General features: G+C 47.5%; 22 protein-coding genes. 9 read left to right on the top strand and 13 right to left on the bottom strand.

Features of this window, described 5'->3' with window-relative positions; translation table 11 throughout:
- Positions 1-94: 94 nt before the first annotated feature.
- The gene (locus tag ASG33_RS07740; RefSeq protein WP_056282141.1) at positions 95-2395 is read right to left on the bottom strand and encodes a TonB-dependent receptor; all 2301 of its coding nucleotides are present in this window, start codon (positions 2393-2395) and stop codon (positions 95-97) included.
- A 161-nt stretch (positions 2396-2556) separates the two neighbouring features.
- Here ASG33_RS07740 and ASG33_RS07735 point away from each other — a divergent pair, with 161 nt between their 5' ends.
- The 3 genes from ASG33_RS07735 to ASG33_RS07725 all read left to right on the top strand — a co-directional run bounded on the left by ASG33_RS07735 (position 2557) and on the right by ASG33_RS07725 (position 4974).
- On the top strand, positions 2557-2931 hold the full coding sequence (locus ASG33_RS07735; RefSeq protein WP_056282138.1) for a BlaI/MecI/CopY family transcriptional regulator: 375 nt from the start codon (positions 2557-2559) through the stop codon (positions 2929-2931).
- Positions 2924-4459, top strand: coding sequence for a M56 family metallopeptidase (locus ASG33_RS07730; RefSeq protein WP_056282137.1), 1536 nt, complete (start codon positions 2924-2926; stop codon positions 4457-4459). The genes ASG33_RS07735 and ASG33_RS07730 overlap by 8 nt, the downstream gene beginning before the upstream one ends.
- A 77-nt stretch (positions 4460-4536) precedes the next feature.
- A complete protein-coding gene (locus ASG33_RS07725) occupies positions 4537-4974 on the top strand; it encodes a PepSY-like domain-containing protein (protein WP_229238590.1) in 438 nt (145 codons plus the stop codon).
- Positions 4975-5059: 85 nt separating this feature from the next.
- Here ASG33_RS07725 and ASG33_RS07720 read toward each other — a convergent pair whose 3' ends face one another.
- A complete protein-coding gene (locus tag ASG33_RS07720) occupies positions 5060-5395 on the bottom strand; it encodes a HigA family addiction module antitoxin (RefSeq protein ID WP_082489108.1) in 336 nt (111 codons plus the stop codon).
- Positions 5396-5406: 11 nt separating this feature from the next.
- Positions 5407-5685 carry a type II toxin-antitoxin system RelE/ParE family toxin gene (locus tag ASG33_RS07715; RefSeq protein WP_056282133.1) on the bottom strand — a complete coding sequence of 93 codons (279 nt, stop codon included), beginning with the start codon at positions 5683-5685 and terminating at the stop codon, positions 5407-5409.
- A gap of 107 nt (positions 5686-5792) precedes the next feature.
- On the opposite strand from ASG33_RS07715, the gene hemF reads away from it, so the two are divergent.
- Entirely contained in the window at positions 5793-6710 is a 918-nt protein-coding gene (gene hemF / locus ASG33_RS07710; protein ID WP_056282130.1) for an oxygen-dependent coproporphyrinogen oxidase, read from the top strand.
- Here the strand turns inward: hemF and ASG33_RS07705 are convergent.
- On the bottom strand, positions 6707-7801 hold the full coding sequence (locus tag ASG33_RS07705) for an o-succinylbenzoate synthase (protein ID WP_056282127.1): 1095 nt from the start codon (positions 7799-7801) through the stop codon (positions 6707-6709). The genes hemF and ASG33_RS07705 overlap by 4 nt on opposite strands.
- Before the next feature lie 68 nt (positions 7802-7869).
- Here ASG33_RS07705 and lpxK point away from each other — a divergent pair, with 68 nt between their 5' ends.
- From lpxK to ASG33_RS07690, 3 genes are read left to right on the top strand one after another with little or no spacing between them, the layout of a single operon-like run.
- Positions 7870-8928: a tetraacyldisaccharide 4'-kinase gene (gene lpxK, locus ASG33_RS07700; protein WP_056282124.1), complete on the top strand. Its 1059-nt coding sequence runs from the start codon at positions 7870-7872 to the stop codon at positions 8926-8928.
- Positions 8929-8936: 8 nt separating this feature from the next.
- On the top strand, positions 8937-10922 hold the full coding sequence (locus tag ASG33_RS07695; protein ID WP_082489107.1) for a putative porin: 1986 nt from the start codon (positions 8937-8939) through the stop codon (positions 10920-10922).
- A gap of 58 nt (positions 10923-10980) precedes the next feature.
- On the top strand, positions 10981-13887 hold the full coding sequence (locus ASG33_RS07690; RefSeq protein WP_056282123.1) for a PD-(D/E)XK nuclease family protein: 2907 nt from the start codon (positions 10981-10983) through the stop codon (positions 13885-13887).
- Between the two features lie 288 nt (positions 13888-14175).
- On the opposite strand, the gene ASG33_RS07685 is transcribed toward ASG33_RS07690, so the two are convergent.
- The 5 genes from ASG33_RS07685 to ASG33_RS07665 form a co-directional block, all read right to left on the bottom strand.
- On the bottom strand, positions 14176-14652 hold the full coding sequence (locus ASG33_RS07685; RefSeq protein WP_056282120.1) for a hypothetical protein: 477 nt from the start codon (positions 14650-14652) through the stop codon (positions 14176-14178).
- A gap of 135 nt (positions 14653-14787) precedes the next feature.
- On the bottom strand, positions 14788-15741 hold the full coding sequence (locus tag ASG33_RS07680) for a threonine/serine dehydratase (protein WP_056282116.1): 954 nt from the start codon (positions 15739-15741) through the stop codon (positions 14788-14790).
- 80 nt (positions 15742-15821) lie between these two features.
- Positions 15822-16709 (bottom strand): OmpA family protein, encoded by an 888-nt coding sequence (locus ASG33_RS07675; RefSeq protein WP_056283446.1) that lies wholly within the window; start codon positions 16707-16709, stop codon positions 15822-15824.
- A gap of 197 nt (positions 16710-16906) precedes the next feature.
- Entirely contained in the window at positions 16907-17647 is a 741-nt protein-coding gene (locus ASG33_RS07670) for a GLPGLI family protein (protein WP_056282111.1), read from the bottom strand.
- A 21-nt stretch (positions 17648-17668) separates the two neighbouring features.
- Complete coding sequence (locus ASG33_RS07665; protein WP_056282108.1) at positions 17669-20509, bottom strand: outer membrane beta-barrel family protein; 2841 nt, start codon at positions 20507-20509, stop codon at positions 17669-17671.
- Positions 20510-20782: 273 nt separating this feature from the next.
- Between ASG33_RS07665 and ASG33_RS07660 the strand changes: the two genes are divergently transcribed.
- Complete coding sequence (locus ASG33_RS07660) at positions 20783-21292, top strand: metallophosphoesterase (protein ID WP_056282105.1); 510 nt, start codon at positions 20783-20785, stop codon at positions 21290-21292.
- Between the two features lie 3 nt (positions 21293-21295).
- Here ASG33_RS07660 and ASG33_RS07655 read toward each other — a convergent pair whose 3' ends face one another.
- Genes ASG33_RS07655 through ASG33_RS07645 form a run of 3 tightly spaced genes read right to left on the bottom strand, consistent with a single transcriptional unit; the run spans position 21296 to position 23326 of the window.
- Positions 21296-22516, bottom strand: a complete 1221-nt coding sequence (locus ASG33_RS07655) for a M20/M25/M40 family metallo-hydrolase (protein ID WP_056282102.1) — start codon at positions 22514-22516, stop codon at positions 21296-21298.
- 27 nt (positions 22517-22543) lie between these two features.
- The gene (locus tag ASG33_RS07650; protein WP_056282098.1) at positions 22544-22855 is read right to left on the bottom strand and encodes a MerR family transcriptional regulator; all 312 of its coding nucleotides are present in this window, start codon (positions 22853-22855) and stop codon (positions 22544-22546) included.
- 42 nt (positions 22856-22897) lie between these two features.
- Positions 22898-23326, bottom strand: a complete 429-nt coding sequence (locus tag ASG33_RS07645; protein WP_056283443.1) for an SRPBCC domain-containing protein — start codon at positions 23324-23326, stop codon at positions 22898-22900.
- A 172-nt stretch (positions 23327-23498) separates the two neighbouring features.
- Between ASG33_RS07645 and ASG33_RS07640 the strand changes: the two genes are divergently transcribed.
- Positions 23499-24656 (top strand): acyltransferase, encoded by a 1158-nt coding sequence (locus ASG33_RS07640; RefSeq protein ID WP_082489106.1) that lies wholly within the window; start codon positions 23499-23501, stop codon positions 24654-24656.
- On the opposite strand, the gene ASG33_RS07635 is transcribed toward ASG33_RS07640, so the two are convergent.
- On the bottom strand, positions 24657-25787 hold the full coding sequence (locus ASG33_RS07635) for an alpha/beta hydrolase (RefSeq protein ID WP_056282095.1): 1131 nt from the start codon (positions 25785-25787) through the stop codon (positions 24657-24659).
- Positions 25788-26004: the final 217 nt, after the last annotated feature.

Here is a 26004-nt window from a genome sequence, read left to right as displayed (position 1 = left end):
GACTGCGCTCAGTGTGACAAATTCCTCCGGTTCGACTTTGCTCACCGTGACAAGGTTGTATAAACTCATAAACTTTAAACTCATGAACTCCACCTCAAAACTCCCACCGGTAACTCACTACGGGGATCAATCCCAGTTGCTTCTGGCGTACAACTCTTTTTTCTACGCTGTCGTAATAGCTATAAGCGTCGTTTTTGGTGCCGGATACATTTTGGAGGTCTAGTGCCAGGGTGCGGTTGTAGCGGGCGTGGCTTTTTTTCCAGTAAATGCGAAGGTCCGGACGAAAGTAGTCGTTCATTCTTACTGCAAATACATTGGGGTTTTCGTAAACCGTTGCATTGTACTCCCGCGATTGGGACTCTTTGATCGCCACGTCGCGAAATCCGCCCAACCAGAGGATTTTTGCATTAAGCCCCCAGGTATTATTGCCCGACCGGATTTCTTTCCCACCCGTAAAACTGAAAGTATGACGCCCATTGAACCTGCTTTCACGCCTGATACCGTCAACAACATAAGTGGCATTGTAGAGTGAGCCGGATATCAGCATATAATAATCGTCGGTGAGCAGCTTCTGGAAAGTAGCTTCGATGCCGTAATTACGTGCAGTCCCATCGTTTTCCAGTGACGAATAAACGCCGTTTTCCAGCTGGTTAACAGCCGAAAATTGCGAGTAAATGTTAACTGGTACCTGAAACTGATCTTGCAGGTAACCTTCCACTTTCAGACTGCTGTTTTTCCCAAAATCCTGCTGATAACCCAGCACGAAATGGTTCGACCTCGTGGGCCCGAGATCCAGGTTACCCGCAACATTCGTGGTCGAATATGTGGCTGCATACAGTTGCGGGATTTGCAGCTGACTATGCAAACCGTACGAAAAACTCAGTTGTGACTTGTTCGACACCTGCCATTTAACCGAAGCACGGGGCTCTATGGAGCTGTTGGAGAATGTTTCCCGTGCTGTAATCTGACTTGAAACGAGGTGCAGACCCAGTTCTGTTGTCACAGAAGGTGCCAGCTGGTAATTCCAGCTCCCGAAAGTCTGTACAATTTTGGTGTCAAAACCCCCGAATTCATACAAACCGCCCAGCTTATCGTAGCGGTAATTGAGGTACGCTCCTACTTTAAACCGGTTTTTTGCATTGGGACGAACAGTGAGGACAGAACTTAGTGAGATCATATTCCTCGCCTGCACATCGTTACCTTCCAGTGGTGTAGGAGTAAGAGGCGACTTGTATAAAGCATTTGAATTCCGGGAAGTATAAAGTCCGGAAAATGCCGCTACCGTTCTGATCGAGGCTTTTTTACCGAAAGGCAAAAGGTAAGTGGCCCCGGTTGCGCCCATTTTGTTTTTGTATAAAATATTATATCCGTCCTTTTGTTTCTCCCACAAAGTGCTGTCCGGCTCAGCCTTGAAGTCGTTGCTGCTCACTCCTCCCATTCCGAAAAGTGTAAATGTGCCGCCGTTTTTCGCAGGGATATTGATGTTAAATGACAAATCCTGAAAGCGGATATCTTCCCCACCGAAACTCACGCCCATTGCGCCGAGCAAACCGGTGAAAGAATAGCGGTAGTTGACCAGATAAGAAGCCTTCGACTTTTTTGAAAACGGACCTTCGACTGCAAAATCAAGTCCCAGCAAACTTGCCTGACCAGTAAACTCGGTTTGTTCATCATTTCCTTTCCGCAGGTTCATGTCCAGGATCGCGCCGGTTACATTGCCGTATTGCGCAGGAAACGGACCAGCCAGGAAATTGGAAGTCCCCAGCAACTGCGTGCTCAGGATATTCACGCCGCCGCCGGTGGAAGTAGGACGGTCGCTGAATGTACCTGCATTGGAAAGGTGGTTTGGATTGACAATCTCTACACCTTCCAGGCGCCACTGCATACTATTCGGCGAGTTACCGCGGACCACCAGTCCATTCGCCTGGTCATTCGCCGCTGCAACACCCGGAAAGGAAGTGGCCACACGCGCAGGATCCATGTAGGTGGCTGCGTAGCGGAAAGTCTGCTCAATGGTAATCGGCTGCAAGCTATTGAATGCAACCGGGCGCGAAGCTGAAACCGTCGCCTCCTGCAAGTCCCTGCCTGCCGGGCTCAGCCTCACCTGTACGAGATTCTCCTTCCCTGATTCAAGTAAAATTTCAGGAACCACAATCGCTTCGTAACCCACATAAGTAACCGTAAGCTGGTAGCGTCCGACTTGCAGCTGATCAAATCGAAAAGTACCATCCGGGGCAGTAATCGTGCCACTCTGGCCCTGCGCGAGCTGCACGGTCGCACCGACCAGCGGCTGACCGCTATCCGCGTCGCGTACCGTTCCGCGGATGGTTGAAGTGTGGGTTTGGGCAAAGCTGGCTGTAAAAAACAGAAGGAAGAACGGTAGCAGTCTGAGCATTTGTAAGGTTGTCAATTTGGACTGTAAAAGTAGTTGCTAAGTGGTTACTAACTATCCTGCTGTCCCGGTTTGCAAAACTATTTTTGTCTTTTTTCCATAAATATTTGCGATTTAAAAACATTAATCTACATTTGTAGAGTAAACAATTTTATTGTAGAGCAATGAGCCTGACGAAAGCAGAAGAACAGATAATGGAACCGTTGTGGAAACATGAGAAACTATTCCTGAAGGAATTGATAGAGGCGCTGCCGGAGCCTAAACCCGCGCAGACTACTGTGATCACCTTGTTGAAACGAATGCAGGACAAAGGCTTTGTGGCTTATAATATGTTCGGCAATTCGCGGCAGTATTATCCGCTCGTTTCCAAAAGCGATTACTTTTCTAACCACGTGAATGGATTGATCCGCAACTTCTTCAATAATTCTGCAGCACAATTCGGCTCCTTCTTTGCGAGGGATACTAATCTATCGACAGAAGAACTGGAACAACTCAGGGAGGTCATCAATGAAGAAATAAACCGCAAGAAAAATGACTGACTATCTCGTAAAATCGATCCTGTGCTCGGGTATCCTGATCGCGGTCTACCATCTTTTTCTCGAAAGGGAAAAGATGCTGCATTTCAACCGCGCCTATTTGCTGCTTTCACTGGCATTCTCCTTGTCGGTACCGCTGATATCCATTGACTTAGCTCCTGACAACGTGATCAGGCCGATAGCAACCGCATTGCCCGGCATGATGACAGCAATCAGTCCAGCCGAAAGTACCCCGCTGCCAGCCGCCACTGTGCAGTCTGCGCCATTCGATTTTACGATGTATTTGCAAATTACATTCTGTTTGCCTGCCTTGCTCCTACTGCTCAGGTTCGGCAGGAATGTACTGGCGATTTTAAGATTGCGGGCCAGATGTAATATTATCAAGCTGCGCGAGGCAACGCTGGTTTTGGTACCGCAGGACATTGTTACTTACACTTTCCTGGACAACATCTTTATTCCTGAAAAATCCTACGAAAACGAGCAGATAAGGCGTGAAATCCTCACCCACGAACTGGCCCATGCGCGGGAAATGCATTCAGTTGACATTCTTCTTATCGAGCTGGTCCACGCACTGATGTGGTTCAATCCATTCCTTTTCTTTTACAAAAAAGCAATCAGACTTAACCACGAGTTTCTGGCCGATGAGGCTGTTTTAAAAGCGTTTTCCGATGTAAAAAGCTACCAGCTGCTGCTTCTGGATACCGTTCTTCAAAAGCAGCATGCAAGCCTGACAAGCAGCTTCAACTATTCTATCACCAAAAAACGATTAGCTATGATGACGAAAATCAAAAATCTGAACAGGCAACTGGCCAAACAATTTTCGATTGCCCTGCTTGCATTCGCGCTCACTTTTACGTTTGCGGACAAGATCTACGCACAGGTCGAAAAAGGCGGGAAGCTGGTAGCAAAAGCTTTGCCGTCGGTAGATGTGGTTACGATTAAATTCGATCAGAATTCGGACAAACAACAAAAACCCGGGGCCGATTTCCGGCATAGCAGACTTATTTCGAAACCAGGGCCGGGGATCAGCGAAGCAGAGCAGGCAGAATTTTATAATACCATTGAAAAACATACCACTTACGTCACCAACAAGAGAAACGGCCGTATTGACCCGATGGTCAGAATGGCGCCAAAGCTAGAAGACAGAATGCATGTGCTGTTTACAAAAATGAACAGGGAACAACTTGAAATGGCCGCAGATTCCGGCATTACAGTGTTCCAGATGGGTATACCTGTGAAGAAAGCGCCGGATGCAGAGATGTTTGAAAACTGGAAAAAGGCTTCTGTTTTCGGAGTATGGATCAATGAAAAGCATGTACCGAACTCCGAACTCAACAAATACAAACCTTCCGACATCGCGGAGTACGATCTTAGTAAATTGTACGGAGCTGCATTAAAAGGAAGGTCATACAAATACCAGCTGGACCTCACCACCAACGACTATTTCGACAAAAACTACCAGCGAAGAATCAATGACCGCGTATTTATCAGCAGGATCGGCTGGCTGGGAGAAAGGCCAAAGAAATTTTAAAAAATGTAGCAACCGCATAGGGGGATCGAGGGGGTCACCTGTCATCATCAAAAGCAATGTTTAACTAACGGAAAAGAATGATGAAGACGCTTTCAATTTACCTGATGCTGATCCTGGCGGCAATTACTGGCTGCGATAACGAAAAAGTAGTGGACGAAACCAGCTTGCCGCCACAGGCCAATGAATTTATTGAGGCCCATTTTCCCGATGCCCGCATTTCCCGCGTCGTACGTGACCGCGACGATCTGCTGACGAGCTATGATGTGATTTTGGATAATCAGGTCGCGCTGGAGTTTGACAATAAAGGGGAATGTTATAGTGTGGATGGTACCAACGACACGAAGATCCCCGACAGCGTTATTCCTTTGAAAGTGCTCGAATACGTACAAACCAACTATGCTGATCACTTCATTACGGAGTGGGAAAAGAGCAAAACAACGCAGGAAGTCAAACTATCCAACCGAAAAGAGCTGGTATTTAACCTGAGCGGCACCTTCCTGCGAATTGATGATTGAGGTTTAAAAGAAGTTATTAGTAAACAGAAAAGCGGAGCTGGTGCTCCGCTTTTCTGTTTGTAAAGGAACTGTACTTACACAATGGTCAGACAACCTTCGCATTGCGGGATTGCGAAGGAGCCCAGAAGTGGGTGACTGTATGCGTTTTTACCTTTTTCTCCGCTTCCCTTAGGTCATAATTTTGCTGCATGTTAAGCCAGAGCTGCGGAGTTGTGTTAAATGCTTCCGCAAGTCTGAGCGCCATGTCAGGCGTGACTGCCTGATGTCCGTTTATAAGTTGTGAAAGTGTCTTACGCGTTACGCCCAACCCTTTTGCAGCATCGGTAATCGTCAACTCCAATGGTCCAAGATACAGGTCTCTAAGTACCGTACCTGGATGTACCGGATTCTTCATCGGGCCTTTTACACTATGCTCTTCCATATAAGCTTTATTTAATGATAGTCCAGATAATCCACATCTGTCACATCTTTTCCCTCAAACCTGAAAATAATTCGATAATTCGCATTGATCTTAACAGCCCAGAAATCTTTTAGTTCACCTGATAGCTTGTGTAATCCTGAACCTGGAAAATCCATTTCTTCCGGAATACTTGCAGCATCAAGCAATGTTAATACAAGGCTGATCTTACCTAATTGTGAAGCCGGTAATTTAGAGCTGTCACCTTTTTGATAAAACAATCTGAGGGGTTTGCTGACGATGCTTCTGATCATTTACAAATGTAACACGTTACGTAACGCGTGTCAACCTCTCTGCTTTATTAACTATCTTCCCTTTCACTTTTATCGTACTTTTGCCGGCTGGATATCAAGTGAAAATTATGAGAGTTGAAGAAATAGAAGCGTTTTTTAAGGATTTACAGGATCGCATTTGCAGCGCGCTGGAAGGTACCGATGGTGTTGCCCGGTTTCAGGAAGATCTGTGGGAGCATCACTCAGGCGGTGGCGGAAGAACGCGGCTGATCCAGAATGGGAATGTGATTGAAAAAGGCGGGGTTAATTTTTCGAGTGTCAAAGGCGAGGTACATCCGAGGTTGCGCCAGCAAATGAACCTGAACCCCGGCGACGATTTCCATTTTACTGCCACGGGCGTTTCCATTGTCATGCATCCCCACAACCCGCACGTTCCTATTATACACATGAACGTCCGCTATTTCGAGCTCAGCAATGGTACCTGCTGGTTTGGCGGCGGCATCGACCTTACCCCGCACTATGTGGTGCAAGAAGATGCGCGTTTTTTCCATCAAACTTTAAAAGCAGCCTGTGACAAACACCACGAGGCTTTTTATCCCGAGTTCAGCACCTGGGCTGACGATTACTTTTATATCCCGCACAGATCAGAGACCCGGGGCGTCGGCGGCATTTTCTTCGACTACCTGAAACCGGATGAAGAAGGTAAAGGGCAAGGATTATCGAAAGAAGCGCTTTTTGCATTCGTCAAAGAAGTTGGCGAAAACTTTGCGCCTGTTTATACCGCTTTAATGGAAAAGCACAGGAATGATCCATTTACGGAACATGAAAAACAGTGGCAGTATCTGCGGCGTGGCCGCTATGTGGAGTTTAACCTGGTGTGGGACAGAGGTACCAAGTTCGGTCTGGAAACAAATGGACGCACCGAATCAATACTAATGAGCTTACCCCCACAGGCAAATTGGGAGTACAACTTTACCCCCGAAGCCGGCTCACGGGAAGCTGAGACTTTGAAATTGCTAAGAAAAGGCGTGAACTGGGTTAATTAACCGGCGTTTGCGAAATCGGGCAGCGACCAGCTTTTTTCCGCATTATAATGCAGGTACCCATTCCTGACTTCCAGCGGCGAATCGAAATTGTTAACAAAAAGCTGCCCGGTACCCAATCCCTGCGGAAGCGGGTTATCAAATGCGGCTGTATACTGCGCGATCGCATTTAATCCGATATTCGATTCCAGTGCCGAAGTGATCCACCAGCCGATTTGAAGCCGGTTCGCAATTTCTATCCATTCGCTTGTATGCCGGAAACCACCCAGCAGCGTCGGTTTTAATATGATAAATGGAGGAGCGAGCTTTTTGAGCAGTGCGAATTTGTCACGGTAATCAAACACTCCTATCAGCTCCTCGTCGAGCGCTACTGGCACAGGCGAAGACTGGCACAATGCAGCCATCAATTCATGCTGCCCGGCTTTGACGGGTTGTTCTATCGAGTGCAGGTCAAATGCGGCGAGCGCATTCAGTTTTTGATGCACATCGGCAGGTGAAAAAGCACCGTTTGCATCTACACGCAACGTGATCTGCTCCTTGTTGTACTTGCTCCGCACTGTTTCAAGAATGCGGCATTCTTTATCAAAATCAATGGCGCCGACTTTCATTTTTAGGGTAGTAAAGCCTTGCGCGAGCTTTTCTTCCACCTGTTCGAGCATATTTTCATAAGAGCCCATCCAGATCAGCCCGTTCATCAGCACGCCTGTTTTTCCTTCCGAAAAAGTATTCCTGAATGGTTTGCGGTTGCCGCCTTTCATAATGTCCAGCAACGCACTTTCAACTCCGAAACGAATGGAAGGCAGGTGCTGCGGAACAACCTGGTCGAGGATAATGCCGAGGTTGAATGGAAAGACGTCAAGATCAAGTTCATTGAACAGGTCGCAAACGGCGCGGAGCTGTGGTTCAAAGTCAGGAAGATCGTCGACGGATAATCCCGGAAGCGGGCCGCATTCTCCGTAGCCGGCAAGCCCCGGCTGTTCAGAATCTGTTACCTGCAGAATCCAGGAAGTCTTTTGTGTAAGAACCCCACGCGAGGTGCCAGCTTCTTTACGAAAATGAAGCGTACAGGGTCTGTACACAATTTTTAAGGGCATGGGAACGTGGTGTCAGGTATCAAAAGGGCAACAATATTAGGCAAAAAATATGTAATTATGCAGCTTATATGAAAGATCACCAGTGGTTAAAAGTGGCGCTAATTCCCTTTTCGTGGGTGTACGGATTGGTCACCCGCGTACGTAACCTGCTGTACGATCTCGGGTGGTTCCGGTCAAACAAAGCATCTCAGATCATCATATCAATCGGTAACCTGACTGTGGGCGGCACGGGAAAAACACCTGTCACTGAATACCTGACTAATGTACTCGCCCTCTCTCCCCCACCCGCCATTCTGAGCCGCGGCTACGGAAGACAAACGCGCGGCTTTGTTCTGGCCAGCCACCAGTCCACAGCTGCTGACATCGGCGATGAACCGCTGCAGTTTTTTCAAAAGTTTAGTAATAAGGGAGTTGTGGTCGCCGTAAGCGAAAACCGCACAGCAGGCGCCGCCAGACTAGCCGAGCTCTACCCTGAAACGCGACTTATACTTCTTGACGACGCTTTTCAGCACCGCGCAATCCGGCGGGATATCAATATACTCCTGAACGATTTCAACCGGCCATTTTACAAAGATCACCCATTCCCCGCGGGAAGGCTGCGTGAAAACCGGGACGGTGCCAAACGCGCTGACGTGGTCATCGTAACAAAATGCCCCGTCGAGCTGGACAACTTCGCCAAAGAGCAGATCAGCAGGGAAATTGCGCATTATGCGGGAAAAGAGAAGCCGGTATTCTTCTCCTTCACGGATTACGCTGCGCCCACAGACTTCAATGGAGCCGCTGTGCAGTTAAAGAATGTTAAAATCGTAGCCGGAATAGCTGATCCAACCCCATTCATCCGATATATAGACATCCATTTTACCGTTCTAGACACAGTTAGCTTTCCGGATCATCATAATTACACGCTGGCTGAGGTGGAAGGTCTGATTAAGTACCTAAAAAACGATACTTTTGTATTGACAACCGAAAAAGATATGGTCAAATTGAAGCCGCTGGTCAGGCAGTTGGGATGTGCTGACCGATTTGCCTATATTCCTGTTACTGTCAATTTCGGGACTGACAACACCCGCTTTGTTCAATGGTTTACCACCCGCGTCGAAGCCCTGCAAACCAGCACAGCACGATAGTTTCCTCTATGAGAATTGTTTTTTATTCCACACTGTGGTTTTTGATAGGTTTTATTGTCATTCCAAAAGCCAGCGCGCAGGTAAGACTGCCCGGCGGCATGCAAATGCCCGGCGGTACAGGCGGGGGCAGCAGAGGCGGCGGCGGAGGCCAGGGAGGTACGCAGATTCTCGATGACAGTACCAAAAACGTCTACGGTCCGCATACAACCCTGCATTTTTACGAAAATGATATCCTGAATAACCGCGATTCGGTGCGCTATCGCGTTGATACCAACCTTACCAATTTCCACCGCTGGCTCCCAATGGACAAAGCCTGGGGCAAGCTGGTAGACCTGGGCAATGCAGTTACTGCTACCCGAAACCTGTTTTTCCAGCCGCGGGAGGATATCGGCGCTCAGCTCGGGCTTCGCGCCTACGATGCCTATGCGATCAAGCAGGATGAAGTTCAATATGTCGATACGAGGTCGCAACACACGGAGCTGGACTTTCTTTCCGGCGGGCGGAAAACCTCCATGGGAACATTCGCTTACACACAGAATGTGAACCCGCGCTTCAACTTTGGTATCCGGGGGCAGCGTTTTACATCCAACAAACAATACGGATTTGCGCAAACTGTCAACTCGCAGGCTTTACTCGGACAAAACTGGACGCTGCTTCTGCACACCAGCTATTTTTCCAAAAACAAAAAATACCTCATCCTGGCGCATTACCGCCACATGAACCAGAAAGTGCGCGAGCAGGGCGGCATTATCCCCAATCTGATCGACAACGTGGAACAAAAGTATTCCTACGACGGGGCCGCCAAGATCAGCGACGACGCCAACTCCTGGGAGCGCCGGCACGTATTTCACATTTACCAGCAATACAGGCTCGCCAATGGATTCCAGCTGTTTCAGCAGGCGGATTTTCAAAGTACGATCAACCGGTACACCGACCTGTCGATTCAGCGCGGACTTGAACGGAACATTTACCCGGATTTCAGATTTGACTCTCTAAAAACGAGACAGGATATTTATTACAAATTGTTCGACAACAAAGTCGGCATCAAAGGCTTCTATTCTGGTTTCAATTACCGTGCTTATATCAGGCAGCGTTTTTACGGAATGCGGGCGGTTAGTCAGCTCGCCAATGACGTGGGCGACGCTTCAACCAGTTACCGTACCGGATTACGGTTTGACAACATCATTGGCGCGTGGCTGGGCTATTACCTCAAAGATTCAAGCAATTACCTGACCGCAGAAGCTGACCTTAACCTGGCCAAAAACGTGGAGTACAGGTTAAAAGGCGAGCTGAATACCAAATGGGGCAAAGCCGGATTTCAAAGTATTCAAACAGCTCCTGACCTGCTGACTGAGAGGTACATCAGCAACCATTTTGAATGGAGAAATAACTTTGATCCGACCAAAGTGCAGACTATTTACGCCTCGCTGCCCCTCAAAACCAAAAAGATTGAGTTTGTCCCTGAAATCCAGATCCACCAGATCAACGATTACATTTACTACGATACCCTTGCAATGCCCCGGCAGCTCAACTCGGGCTTCCGCCTGCTGCGGCTTGGCTTCAACTCGGGCATTCACCTGGGTCGCTGGAACTTCGCGGCGATGAGTTTCCTGACTTTAAATGATAATACGGACGTACTCCGCGTTCCGTCGGTTTTTGCAAGCGGCGAGGTCACATTTGACTTCACTTATGCAAAAGTATTGTTCATTCAGCTTGGACTTGCGGCACGCTACCGGTCGGCTTACCTGGCTGATGCTTATATGCCCGTAACACAGCAATTCCATTTGCAAAACGGAGACCGGCTGAACCAGAATTCCGTAGTTGATGCATTTGCCAATGTACGTATCAAGCGGGTCAGGCTGTTTTTCAAAATGGCCTACCTGAACCAGGGCGGGTCGCTGGGCTTGTTCCCGGAAGGCTATTTCGTTACCCCTACTTACCTGGGGCTGGCCCGCGCATTCTCATTCGGGGTCAACTGGCCGTTGTTTGATTAAAATCACCCTGAATCGAAACGGAGATCGCATTGTTTGATTCTCTTCATCACCAAATACTATGCAATCCTTTCTGAACCTCGTTGCAAAGCGAATTCTCGATAATCACCCTTCCCTTGAAAGGATTCAGATCGTGGTACCTACGCGGAGGGCTGCTTTTTTCCTGATGCAGGAGCTTGCCATTGAGACGACATTACCGATCATGAGCCCGTCGGTGATTGCGGTTGACGATTTCGTGGAAAGTATGTGCACGCTGGAAATCGAAGATCCAGTACACCTGCTTTTTGATCTATATGAAACTTTCCGGGAGATAGATCCCAATGTGCAGTTCGAGCGATTTATGGGCTGGGCTGCTGTATTGCTGAATGATCTTGATAAAATTGACCAGTACCTTGTCAAAACAGATTTCCTGTTCGATTACCTCTCGGAAGCGCACGCCATCAGCCGGTGGCAGGAAAATCTTCCCGCAGGTAAAACACTTCACACAGAAGGCGGGCAGAAGCAATATTTTTCATTGTTTGAAAACATAAAAACGTTGTATGAGCTCTTCCGGAGCAAGCTGGAACAAAAGGGGAAAGCTTACCGGGGAATGGCGTACAGGCAACTGGCCGAGTCTGTTTCGGATCTGGCAGAGCAGCGCACGGATTACGATAAGATCTATTTCGCCGGATTTAATGCATTCACCGAGTCGGAGCGGGTGATCGTTACTACCCTGATCAAGGCGCAGAAAGCCGAGGTTTTCTGGGATAGCGACCGCTACTATATGTCGGAGAACAAGGCGGTGGAAGCAGGAAAGAGCCTGCGGGATTACCAGCAAAGCGGCGCATTTGGTGAATGGAACTGGACAAGCAACGATCTGTTGTCGACCGCCAAGCAGATCACCGTTTACGGCGTACCCAATGGGGCACTGCAGACCAAAGTCGCGGGACAGCTTTACGAAACCATGAAGGCAGAAACGGATGCAGCCCGCATTCCGACGGCCATTGTGCTGGCAGATGAAAACCTGCTGCTTCCGATGCTCTATTCGCTGGATGAGGAAGTCCACGATCTCAATGTCACAATGGGACTTTCCATGCGGAACTCTCTTTTATATACATTGGTCGACAGCATTTTTGACTTGCAGCAGAATGTGGTCGAATTCAGAAATAAAGCAGGCCGGACTGTCCGCTATCCCAAGTTCGGACACAAATCAATCGATAAGGTACTGAACCACCCGTTTATCCGACATTATGAATACGTTGCTTTGCAGCCACTCAGCGACGGGCAGACGATCATTCAGCGTACTTTATTTGAAATTACTTCCAACAACCAGGTTTTTCTCAGCTCGGAAGAACTGCTTGCTTTGGGAGAAAACCACCCGTTATTCCGTGCATTGTTCACGCATTGGCAGAAGAACAATCCCAAGCAGGTTCTGGATACTTTTTACCAGCTGATCGAGTTGCTCCGGGAGGTTTATAAAGACTATAAAAACGCGCTTGAAACCGAGTACCTGTATCTTTTTTATACGCTGCTCAAACAATTTGAACAAACGATCGAAGAGAAAGCAGAGCTGATCACGCTGAGAACAATGCGCTCGTTCATGTTCGAGCTGATCAGACAAACGCGCATTCCATTTAGCGGCGAGCCTGTAAGTAACTTGCAGATCATGGGAATGCTTGAAACGCGGGCGCTCGACTTCGAAAGGATCATCATTCTTTCGCTGAATGAAGGTATTTTACCGCAAGCCAAACGACAGAATTCACTTATTCCTTTCGACGCTGCGCAGGCAGTGGGATTACCAACGCATTTGCACCAGGAAGCGGTGATGTCATACCACTTCTACCGGCTGCTGCAACGTGCTTCGGAGGTACACCTGCTTTATACCAGCACCAACGATGCGCCGGGTGGCGGGGAAAAAAGCCGGTTTATCCAGCAGCTGGAATTTGAACTGGCTCAATTTAACCCCCGCATTCACATTACGCACAAATCGGTTGTTTTTGAAGGAAAACAGCAGCACGATTTGGAAGAAGCGGTTCAGAAGGACGAAGTAATGCTCGCCACAATCCGCAGCTATCTGGCCAATAAAGGCATTTATCCCACGCACCTCAACGAATTCATACGTTGCCCGATGCAGTTTTATCTCAAACACATTGTCGGCGTGAAGGAGAAAGAGGAGGTGGAAGAAGAGTTGGGAATGGACAAGATCGGTACCTGGCTGCACGCGTCGCTGGAACGAATGGACCTGGAATTTTTTCTGGAATCCAGAGATCCTTCCGAAGCAGAGATCAGGACTGTGCTGCGCGAAGAATTCGATCGGCTTTTCAAGGGTTATGTGACTGATTTAGGTTTAAACAGGATATACTATCAGATTGGAGAGCAGCAAATCCTCGTTTTCCTGCAAAACCAGATGCAGCAAAAGCCCCGCCGAAGGATACTCGCGGCTGAGCAACCATTGAACACCAGAATTGACCTGATCCTGCAAGGATCGTACACACCTGTGCGACTTGGCGGCAAGATCGACCGCATTGAGCTGGACGAAGCGGAAAGAACGCTGTATGTAATGGACTATAAGACGGGCAGCGTGGAACTCGCAGGCAAGCAAAAGCTTGTAGACCCGGTGCGCAGGGAAGAAGTGATCCGGACTGACCCGGACAGGAAAATGGGATACGTGCGCCAGCTGTGGATGTACGAGTACCTGATGTACCGGAAAATGCTGGACGAAAAGGGTTTGAAGCTCAAAGACAATACCTTCAACTTCGGCGAATATGCAGTCAAATCCGGCTTTTATTCTTTCCGCGATCCTAAAAACCAGATCTCGAACCCGCTCGAACTAACCGACGAACTGGCGCCCGGTGCATTCATCGAAAAATCAGAAGTGATCCTTACAGATATCCTGAATGTAATGCTCGATCCCGATATTCCATTCCGCAAAACGGACGATCTGAATACTTGTGTTTATTGCGATTTCAACGGGATTTGCGGAAGATAAAAAGTAGCTGAAAAGCAGCCGGCAATTGCAACCAAAACAGCCTGAAAACGATCTATTCAATAAAATAAGACGGAAATGATCGTAGTTGTAAAATTAACCCTCGCGCTGCTTTGGCTGATTGCTTTTGTGCTTACATGCGCTGTGCTCAGTGTAACTTTTCCCTTTATCATTTTAAATGAAAAGATACGCTCAGTCATATAAAAGCACCTTATTATTGCTAACAAGATGCCTTTACGCAACAGCGGCTGTCACAAGATGTGACAGCCGCTGTTTTTGTTTAATGCTGTATTACTTCTTCTTGAATTCCAGATATTCCTCAGTTGCAGCTCCAGTGGCGGAGTCTGTCAATTTCAGCGTAATGTTAATCTGCTGCTTGCCGTTTCCATTTATGATCCTGGTGCCGGTCCCTTCCACTTTTTGTTTCAGAGGCTTTCCATTGCTTTGTTCCACATCAACACTTTCACTCAACTCGATCGCGTCTTTACCGGTAGTTTTTACATTGATCAGCTTGTAGGTTTGTAAAAGCGATACTGTTGTTCCGGCGGCTGAAATCTCGGTATCCCTCTTGAATACAATGGCCAGCTGGTTCTTGGCATTATTGGTTACCACCCATTCCATGTTGCTTACCTGCGATGATGTTACCGTTGTTGTCACATAGGTACCGTTAAAATCAGGAGCAAAGTCAGTTTCTGGTTCTACCACTTCCTTATCATCCTTGCAAGCGCCCATTAACACAACGAGACAGCAAAAAATCAGCTTTTTCATAACTTAATGTTAGGTGTAAATAATTACCGGTTTTGAAAATTCTAAAATATAAATATTTCCTCTATAACGGTCTTTTTCTCGGAAGCGCATATTGTTCTTTATGAAAATTCCCTTTTTCTGCAATTCTACTGCCGGTTAAAAAGGCAGTCTGCCCAGGTCCACATTTCCACCAGTCAAAATAATGCCAACGCGCCTGCCTTTCACCAGTTCCCTGTTTTTCAACACGGCCGCCAGGGCTACCGCGCCGGAAGGCTCCACGACCAGCTTCATCCGCTCCCACAAATACCGCATTGCCGCGATAATTTCCTCATCAGAGACCAGCCAGATGTCGCTTACATGCTGTTTGATAATCGGGAATGTCTTGTCTCCAAGGTATGTAAGCAATCCGTCGGCGATTGTCTTCACATACGGCGCTTTTTCTATTTTGTCGCTTCGGAAAGAAAGTACGGCGTCGGCTGCGCCTTCCGGCTCTCCTGCGTATACTTTCGTTTCCGGTGAGAAATAATGGGCGGCCAATGCAGTTCCGCTCAGTAACCCTCCCCCACCTACCGGTGCGATAAGCAAGTCGAGCGGCTCACCAGCCTGCTCCATCAGTTCCTTTGCCGCGGTAGCCTGTCCGGCGATTACCTCGTAGTTGTTGAAAGGGTGAATGAATGCGGAGCCGGTCCGGGTGATAATTTCATCCACTGCTGTCTGCCTGGCTTCCGGTGTGTTCACACAAAATGTGATCTCGGCACCATAACTTTCAACCGCACTGATCTTTACCCGGGGTGAATTTTCAGGCATAACAATGTAAGCCTTCGCACCAACTTTCGCGGCGGCGAATGCAATCGCCTGCGCGTGGTTTCCCGACGAGTGCGTTGTAACACCATTGGTCAGTTGTTCAGAAGGCAGCGAGAGCATTGCATTCAATCCTCCTCTCGCCTTGAATGCACCGACCTTTTGCAGGTTTTCGCATTTAAAAAACAGCTGCGCGCCGCTCTGTTCATCGAGAAACTGCGAGGTTAGCACGGGCGTGTGATGAATATAAGGCGCTATCAGCTGGTGCGCTGCTTCTATCGTTTCTTTACCGGGTACAGCCTGGGACATCGTTCATTTTGTTTGGACCAATATAAATAAAAAAAGCCCGCAGGATCAATCCTGCGGGCCTCTAAAAAATTAATCAGACCTTATTTACCTGCATTAGGTGTGTAAAGGTTGAAGAACTGATCCAGTTTCGGAGTGATGATAATTTCAGTCCGGCGGTTCAGGCTGCGGTTTGGAGCAGAATCATTTGCCACTTTGGGTAAATATTCGCCACGACCACCAGCGATCATACGAACAGGCTCAACTCCGTATTTCTTCTGTAACGTACGCGCAACAGCAGTAGCACGCAAAACGCTCAGATCCCAGTTATCTGCAACTTTGTCAGTCGCGATAGGTACATTATCCGTGTGACCTTCAATCAGGATTTCGATTTCTTTGTAGTCGTTCAGGATCTTAGCGACCTTGCTCAACACGCTCTCAGCCTGTGAGTTGATAACCGAACTTCCTGAGCGGAAAAGCATTTTGTCAGACAAAGAAACGTATACTACGCCTTTCTTCACTTCAATCTGAACATCTTCATCGCTCACGTCAGCCAATGAACGTTTCAGGTTAAGCACCAGCGCCATATTCAAAGAATCCTTTTTCTGAATGCTTGAATTCAGGTCACGGATCTGTGCGCCTTGTGCGTCCATCATAGCAAGTGACTTCTTAATGCTCTCAGAACCTTCCTTGCTGATCACAGAAAGATCAGACATACGATCAAGCAAGTTGTTGTTGTTCTTTTTCAAGAATTCTACCTGCTCTTCCAGCTCTTTCATTTTAGCATTTTTGCTGGTAAGCTCGTCATTCTTAGCCTTTAAATCATTATTCAAACCAGCAGTTCTGCTGTCACAATCATTCAAGTCAGCTCTTGCTTTATCCAGTTGAATCTGGATTTCATTTGCTTGCTTCTGGGCAGTAAGCAACTTCTTTTTGCTAGCGCAGGAACCGAGTACAAAAAGCATTGCAACGGCTAAAAGCGTATTTTTCATAATCATCAAGGGTTATTAAATTAATTAAACACTGTTAAGTTAAACATGATACAACTGCACTGATAGTAAAAATATCGAGCCAGTAGACCGGGGACGCGGTTTTCAAAGTGCAAAATTATAAAAAAAGGGGAAATTGTCCTTGACAATTTCCCCTTTTTAATATGTACTAAGCAAATAACGGCAATTCTAATAATCTTCTAATATCGGAATGACCAATATGGATTTCGTCGCGATTTGATACTGTCACGTATATGGGTCGTGATCAATTTCTCGTATTCCGCATTTGTCAGCTTCTTGCCTTTCATCTTTTTCGAGAGCACCAGATTTTCCGCTACCGGCTTTTTCTCCACCTTCACCGCAGCCAGGATCAGCTCGCCGTCGTTCACATCCACTTCCAGGATAAGGCCGGGTAAGCCATAGTAACGTTCCGGACCTCCGTTGTAGGCAAGATCATTTGCAAACCAGGCAGTGATCTTCTGTCCCTTGATCGTGTCCTCTGAAACCGCCATCATGCACATATAGCCACTTATCTCCTTGATCTTGTTCATCACCTTCCATTTGGGTGCAGGCAGCGAATCCTCGATAATGTAGTTTTTGCCGGAAAATTCTTCAAGTTCCATTTTGGTACCCTTGTCAAAGTCCCGGAAAATCATGTATTCACTCTGCCGCCACCTGTATCCTCCGTCCACCTCCGGTTCGAGATCAACATATTTGCTCTGGCTGTTGGTGATAAAAAGCTGTCCTTTACTCTTATCACCATCGTCATTTGCACCCCACGAAGTTTTCATTCTGCTCCGCTCCTCTTCCGACAGGAAGGTCAGCTTATCGTACAGTCTCGACCAGTAGAATGTCCGTTCATAGGTCACCGCCAATCCGTCAGTCTGGGCGAAAACAGGTAAGCAGCCCAGGAGAAGGAAGCAGGCAAGTAATTTTTTCATAGCTTCTGAATTGAATTGTGATTAGTATCCGTAACCTTTTCTTTTAACCGTGTGACCTACCCCGCGCATGTTATAGGTAAAGCTCAGCATGAAGTACCGCGCCAATGTACGCACTTGCTCCTGCGACACGAAGTTCTGGTAAGCCGACTGCGAAATACCGCGATTTTTGTTGAATAAGTCAAAGGCCGAAAGTCTGATTTCTCCTTTTTTGCTTTTCAGCATTGTTTTATAAACGGACACATTCAGGATCGGCATCTTCTGGTTAAACCCAAAACGATCATTTACATAACTGCTGTATGAAAAGCGGCTGTTGAAGTAAATATCCTTCGGCATTTTGAAATTCATCTCAGCGCCATAATTGGAGTTGATAATCTTCTGATTTTGTCCTGAACTGATCGAATACTTCGTGTCTGTAATGTTCCAGTTCGCATTGGTGTAAATCGTGAAGTTATCGCCGGGAGTGTAATCCAGCCTTGCACCCCAGTTGTATCCATTGCTCTTTGTCTCATTCAGTTCGCCGTTGATGTTGGTCAGGTTACGGCCAAGGTTGTAAGATGCATTGATATTGAAGTTGCTCTTCGTTTTAACAATCGGGAAACCATAGTTGGCGTACGCGCTCAGGTTATTTCCCCCGCTGATGTTCGTCGCCATTGTGGTAGTTACCAGATTTTCATCAACAAACTGGCTGTAAATTACCTGGTTATCATAGTAATTGTAATAAGCGCCGAAGAACATCTGGACAAAACTGCCGGGATTGAAGTAGTTATAGCCCAGGTTCACCGAATGGTTCACAGTAGGAACCAGGTTCGGGTTACCTACCCTGATATACAGCGGATTGCTGTTATCAACGATCGGCTGCAAATCGCGGATATTAGGCTCGCTCACTCCCACGCTATACCCTCCATACAAGTACCTGTTCCTTTTAAGATCGAAATTGAGGGAAACGCTGGGTACAAAGTTGAAGAACTTCCGGTCGATCCTCGTTCTGGTAGGATCATTCTGGTCAACTGCGAATTTCCCGTCAAGGTGGATTTGCTGTGCACCTGCGCCTGCCGAGATGTTAAGTCCATTATGCGAGTACCGCAGTGAAGTCCCTACCCTGTTGAATGTAGAACGGTTGTTATAATAGCGGCTCAGGTTATTGTTCATCGTCCGCCCACCTTCTCTGACGTCGTAAACATCGCGATCCACATCATCGCTCTTCAAACTGTAATTGTAGAAAGATTCAAGTACAAACTTCTTTGAAATCGGCTCAATGAACAGCAAGCTGCCTTTGAACTGGTTACGCAAGCTCTTGGTAAAATTTTCCTGGTTGATATTGAGGATACTGTCCGGCTCGGCCTGGGATGTTCTGACAAAACGGTTGGTTGAGCGCTGATTGATAGTTCCATTTGAATTATTCACATTGTAAGCCAGACTGACCGCAAAGTTCCTGCCCTTTTTCTTGAACTTATGCCGGAAAATGGCCGTATTACCCAATGCAAATGAGTTAAAATCCGAATAGTTGCGCTGGTCGCTGGTGTTGGAAAGCTGCGTGGTATCCTGCACTCCCCGGTAAAACTCCTGGTGACTTAAATAATCCGCAGTTCCGCTTCCGATCCGCATGTTGGAAAGTACAATCAGCGTGTTCAGGGAGTCAATGGTTTTTTCGTAACGAAGACTACCGCGGTGGTTTTCATTGAAATTCAACCTGTTGTTGGTATCTAGCTTCGTGAATGCAGAGTTGGTCAGGAAGTTGGTCTGCCTTGAAGTTGCGTCCAGGTCCTGTGTTGTCTGGTTATAATAGTAGCTGGTATTGAACTTGGTCTTTTTTGTATCGAAATTGTAGTTCGCCCCGCCGGCCCAGTTCTTGTTAAAACCACGGTTTTGAGCGCCCCGGCCCGCTTGTATCGTCAGACTTTCCTCATCGTCGCCGCCGAACGAAATATAACGCACTCCACCACCGAAGCCAAAGTCGCCATCGTCGCCCCAGTTGAAAGACTGACTTCCTTTGAAATCCTGGTAATCGTCCCACGACATACCGCCCTGGTTGGTGTTATTGCCGAGACCAATGATTGAAAACTGGTTCTTCTCATTGAATCTGTTGTAGTTAACCTTCCCTTCGAGCCGCTTGTCGGTACCCGCAGCGAGCGTGGCTTTACCGAATCCGCCTTTTTTGTGGCTGTCTTTCAGTTGCAGGTTGAGCGTTTTCTCGTGTTTACCGTCATCAACGCCCGTAATGCGCGATTGCTCCGTTTTTTCATTAAAAACCTGGACTTTGGAAATAGCTTCTGCGGGTAAATTCTTGGTTGCCGCCTTGGTATCATCGCCAAAAAACCGCTTACCGTCTACCGTTACACGTTTGACGGTTTCACCCTGCGCCTTGATCGTACCATCCTGGTCTACCTGTAACCCCGGAAGCCGCCTGATCAGATCTTCCACGGAAGCGCCCGGCTGTACTTTAAATGCCTTGGGATCATATTCGATCGTATCGCCCCGGATACTGAGCGGCGCGCGGAATGCTTTGATGACCACATCGTAAAGTACCTGATCCATAAAGGTCATCTTGATCTTGCCGAGATCCGTTACATCATCATCCTTCGGCTTAATCTCCTGCTGGTAAGGCAAGTAGCCCACGTACGTGATCTTGATCAGGTAAGGCATTCTCTTCACATTCTTAAATTCGAATGTACCGTCTTTGGCGGTTCTTGCGAAGTTGACGAGCGTCGAATCCTTAGGCGCAAGCAGCATAACAGTGGATTCGGGAAGCGGGACACCGGAGGTATCAACCGTAACTCCCTTCAATGTAAAACGTCCCGAGGTCTGCGCGTGTGCGACCGAAATCATCAGGCACAAAAAGGACAGAAGTAAGGTTTTTTTCAAGGCTAGGTGGCAAGGTTAAGTGAGAGTTTGTAACTGATGAACGACAATAATGCAATAATATACAAAGCGCAATAACTTTACAACTAAAAATTTAGTTTTACAGGAATTTTATATTGATCCTGGAAACTTTTAACTTTTATTAAGTTTTCCTGCGCAATATCAGAAAGAAGTAGATATATAAGTTACTTTAACTACATAAATTTTCAAGCTTTTTATATTACGGTTGTGCTCATTCTCGCATCTTTGCTTTTTTATAATACCTGAAATCGAAAAATGAAGCGAATAGGCTTGCTGTCTGACACACATGGTTATCTGGACGAGAGGATTTTTGACCATTTCTCCACTTGTGACGAAGTGTGGCACGCAGGTGACATTGGTTCAGTGGAAATCATCAGCAAGCTTGAAGCATTTAAGCCTACCAGGATCGTATTCGGGAATATCGATAGCAGTGAAGTAAGGGTACGGACCGCGGAAAACCTGCATTTCGAGCTGGAAGGATTTCGTGTCTGGATCACCCACATTGGCGGCGCGCCTCCAAGGTACAATCCGATGGTAATGCCTGAGTTAAAGAACAGCGCGCCCGACATTTTCGTGTGCGGGCATTCACATATCCTGCGTGTGATCCGCGACGAGAAGCTGAATAATATGCTTTATTTCAATCCGGGAGCGGCTGGCCGGGAAGGTTTTCACAAGTTCCGCACAATTTTGCGCTTCAATATGCACGAAGGTCTCATCAGTCAGATGGAAGCGATTGAGCTCGGCAAGCGGGGCGCGATGGTTTGATGATCAAAAAGTCACTTTTACTTTCTTCACTTCACTCCCGCGCAAGAATTCGGCTTCTACTACCTGCCCTTTTTCGTGTTTGCCCAGAATTTCCATATAGTCGTAAATCGTACCGATTTCCTCCCCTCCTAATCTGGTAATAATGTCACCTGCGACGATACCCGCCTTTTCAGCCGGCCTGGCCTTTGACACACCATCGATTTTCAATCCTTTTCCTGTGTAGCTGTAATCTGGCATTACGCCGAGGGTAACCTTGAAGTTGCTTGTGGTAGCACCCGAATGCGGGTTTGCGGCCGTGGCAAACTCGGGCTCAGGCTCTTTGTCCAGGTTCATCAGCAGATCGGCGATGAGGTTCAGTATCCTTACTTCTCCCTCATAATTGATCTTGTCGGCATCGTCGGATATTTTATGATAATCGCCGTGGCCGCCGGTGAAGAACTGTACAACGGGTATGTTTTTGAGGTAAAAGGAAGTATGGTCAGAGGCACCCACGCCCGACGAGTCAACTGTGTATTTCAGGTTCTGCTTCCTGGCCAGTGGCGGGATCAGCTTGCCCCAGACCGGACTGGTACCCCAGCCGGACACGATAATGCCCTTTTCATCAGTCAGCCGCCCGATCATATCCATATTGATCATGCTTGAAACGGAAGTAAGCGGAAGGGTCGGTTTTTCCGTGAAATGCTTCGAACCGATCAAACCGAGTTCTTCGCCGGAGAAAGCAATAAAAAGATAATTGTGCTTTTCTGTAACATTGTTTTCGGTCAGATACCTCGCCAGCTCCATTACGCCCGTTGTTCCCGACGCATTATCGTCAGCCCCATTGTGGATCTGGTTTTTGCTGTCCGGCGAAAGCGAGCTGCCTTGGAACCCTTTTCCCAAATGATCATAATGCGCGCCGATCACGATCGTCTTTGCCGCCGCATTATCAAGGAATGCCACTACATTTCTGCCGGTCATTGCATGTGCTTTTCCATCGATCGCGAAGGTTACTTCAAAAGGTTGAAAGTAGCCGCTCGTTCCGACTGGTTTCAACCCGAGCGTTTTAAAGTAATCGGCAATGTAATTAGCTGCTCTTACCTCGCCCAGACTGGCAGTACCGCGGCCTTCAAGATCATCGGAGGCCAGAAACGCAATGTGCTTTCGAATGGAAGCAGTTTGGAAATGCTGCGCGAATGCAGTATCTGACGCAATGAATGAGAGTAAAAACAGCAGTATGTTCTTCATGCAGGGCAAAGATTAAATGGGCAGGTACTACAGGTTATCTTTCAGCTCGACGAGAAACTTGCGGACGCGCGTCAACCGCTGGATCATCAGTTCAGATTCCTCCTTTCGACGCAGCTGCTCGCGGGTTCCTTTAATGGTACGTCCCTGCTTGTCTCGCTGGTGCATGATCTTCTTGATGATCTCAATATCCCGCTCGGTATAGCGCCGCCGGTTGCGGGCATCCCTTTTCGGGTCGAGCTGCGGAAATTTCTTCTCCCAAAAACGCAATGTGGAAGCTTCAATTCCGAGGTTTTCGGCCACCTCGTTGATGTCGTAATATAGTTTTGCTTTGGGCTCCATGATGTGCTGACACGTATACTACAAATATAATTGCCGCACTTGTTAAACCCTGTTCTCAGCCAAACTTTTGATTTTCTCCAAAGCTTGTTCGGCAAATTCCTCCGAAGCCTGGTAGTAGCTTTCGCCATCTTCCAGCACACCAAAGTCGCCAATCTCCAATATAAGCCGGGCACTGCCTTCCGACTCTGTGAGCAGATAGGTATAGGCAATATCATAATCGGCTGCCGGAAGCTCCCATTTAAATGTGTATAGCTTCAACACGAGCTTTTCCAGCGGGTCGCAGGTGGTAACTGTCAATCTTGAAAATCCCGACCATTCAATGGTTCGGCCAAGTTCCAGGTAATAATCACCGAAATCCTGAGGGAGATCGTCCCATTGACGGATGTACTTCGGTGCTATCAATACTTCCCAGACTTTTGCGACAGGCGCATCTATTTGAATCTGCTTCTTCGTAATCAGTGACTCGGTCATGTAAATCGGATTTAACGCCAGATAAAATATGGTCATCTAAAAACTATGCCGATTAATAATCTACAAAAATCTTTAATAGCTAATCGCGTTGTATAATGATAAAAACTTCATTTTTTGAGAGAGAATATGAGCTACGTATTGTCGTAGCAATACGCAAATTACAAATGATAATATGTTTGAAGCGCCTGGACTGATCCGCAGCAAGCCAGAGTCAAAGATCGACAGCATACAGATTCTGAGGGGAATAGCGGCTTTGATCGTGACAGTTTACCATTCCAAGGACGTAGTTGGAAAAGATGATCCTTTGAAGGAAGAAGTCGGTTTTTTCTTCAACTCCGGCCCGGCCGGCGTGCCGCTGTTCTTCGTCATCAGTGGCTTCATTATGGTATATATTACCCGAAAAATGCCGGGTACGCTCCGGGAGATCTACCGGTTTATGGTTAAGCGGTTTATCCGGATCTGGCCTACCTACGCGATTATGAGTATTTGGTTTTACCTCATTCATCTCGGCTTCCAGATCAATCCTGTCTTCATCAAAGCATTGATCAAGAGTCTGCTCTTTATTCCGCTCAGCCACACGGACGCGCCATTCTACGGCGGCGCAATGCTGTCTGTGGGATGGAGCCTCAATTATGAGATTTACTTTTATCTCTTGATTGCCATTTCCCTGCTTTTTGCACGCTACCGCTGGTTTGTATTCTTCGCGCTGATCGGGATTACTTTGGTGGGAATTCCATTGTACGCAGGTTATTTCACATGGAAACCCGACCAGTCCGCCGATTACGGCATCGGATACCTCAATATGATCACAAACCCCATTATCTGGAATTTTGTACTGGGCGTATTGATCGGGCTTATTTACATTAATCCGAAGGCTAATGCATTCTTATCGGGTATTTTCTCAAAACCCGGGGTTATTTCTGCGGTCGTATTGCTGGTGATCTGGCAATATCTGTCCGGCTTTTACGGCGGGTTCGGACCTTTTCAATGGGGCTTTGGTGCGGCGATGCTGTTTTTTGCAGTGATATTCCACGAAGCCGGTGCAAAAACCCGCTTCCCTGCCTGGCTGATCAGGACCGGAGATATGTCGTTTTCCATTTACCTGATCCACCTGCCGGTACTTGTGTTTATTCCAATTGCTTTCAACAGACTGGGCTTCCCGGTATTTAGTTCTGGTACTGCAATGCTCTTTCTTGCGGTTTCTCTTACGCTCATTTTGTCACAGCTCTCCTACCACTTCCTGGAACTGAAACTTTCCAGCTATCTTAAATCCTGCTTCCCGATGATGAAGCCCGGTCAACCAAAGAAGCACACAGCCGCCAAAGTCTGATCATTTTATCAATACGTCTTCAATCGTTTTGAAATTCTCATTAACGATCTGATGCGGGTTATTTGCCCAGAGCCGCTTCATAAACTGAGCGTAACGATTGGTAATATACTCTTCCGTGTAGCTGAGATGGTGGCCCTTTTCAGGCTGGTAATTGAGCTCAAAAGGCACCTTCCATTTACGTAAACGTTCTGATGCCGGCTTGGCACCTTCTACTGTCAGGTAAAATGGACAGGAGAGAAAGGTACCCTGCTGGTAAGGTAAAATATCGTCGCCGGTACGCTGGAAGAATACGGTGGGCTTTGCATTCGCTGCGGTAATGTAGCTGGATTTGAAAATACTGTATCCCATCGTTGAAAGCAGCGCGCGCACCCTGAACGGAGTTCCGAAAGGCTGCGGGTCCAGCCTGCCTAGCGTGGCGGTGATACCTGGCAGTAACGCCTCAAAATCGGCCTCTGTCATGTAAAGTAATGCAGTGATCGTAATCGCGCCGGCGCTGCTGCCCGCGAGCATCATTTGCCCCGGATCAATACCCAGTTCGTCCGCTTTTCCCGCAAAATAATGGAGTGCAACATAGGTATCCTGCACCGCACGGTAAACAGCCTGAATTATTTCCCGGTTGTTTCCGCCACATGCATTCTGCTGGCTTCCGCCATTGAAGCCAAGCCGGTAATTGATAGAGGCAGCGGCGTAGCCTTTGCGCGCCAACAGCCGCGCCTTTCCCATTTCATTATCCAGTGACCCGAAAAGGAATGCACCTTCATGGACCATCAATACAAATGGGCGGTGCTTCATGGTGTCACTTGCAGGCGCTACAAACTTGTAATCCAATGTAACAGGCCGGCCGATGAAATCATTTGCCTTGTAGAAAGTACCTGTTTTCTGTTCAAGATCCGCCTCATCAAAAGAATAAACGGACCCGAAACGCTTTGAAAATGCCAGTAAGCTGTCAGAGTTGATAATGCGGAGCGTGTCAAGCGCGCCGGGATCCGGGCGGGTGCTGATGGTATCTATCCCGGTTGTGTCACTGCCGCCCGGCTCGGGGAGCGGGCGAACAATGGACGGATGGCCGCAATTGGTACAGAGCCTGATCAAAACCAGTAAAGCACATAAAACGTACAATTTTTTCAGCATGCGCTCTGCGTATCTTTTACGGCAATTTTACACGTTTTTCTGAGCCAGAAGGCGATTGTCTATTTTGCTTGCGAGTGAACCGGCAAACACGAACAGGACAACTCCGGATATAATGCCAATTGCCAGGATCTTTTTCATAAAAGTAAACGATTTAAGATAAAAAGGACTCATCTGAGCCCCTTCTTCTATCCATAAAAACAATACCAGCACCTGGAAC

This window comes from Dyadobacter sp. Leaf189 (genome assembly GCF_001424405.1).
In the GTDB taxonomy this organism is placed as follows: domain Bacteria; phylum Bacteroidota; class Bacteroidia; order Cytophagales; family Spirosomataceae; genus Dyadobacter.
The sequence above is the reverse complement of the archived record's forward strand: the minus strand, read 5'-3'. Positions and strand labels throughout refer to the sequence as shown.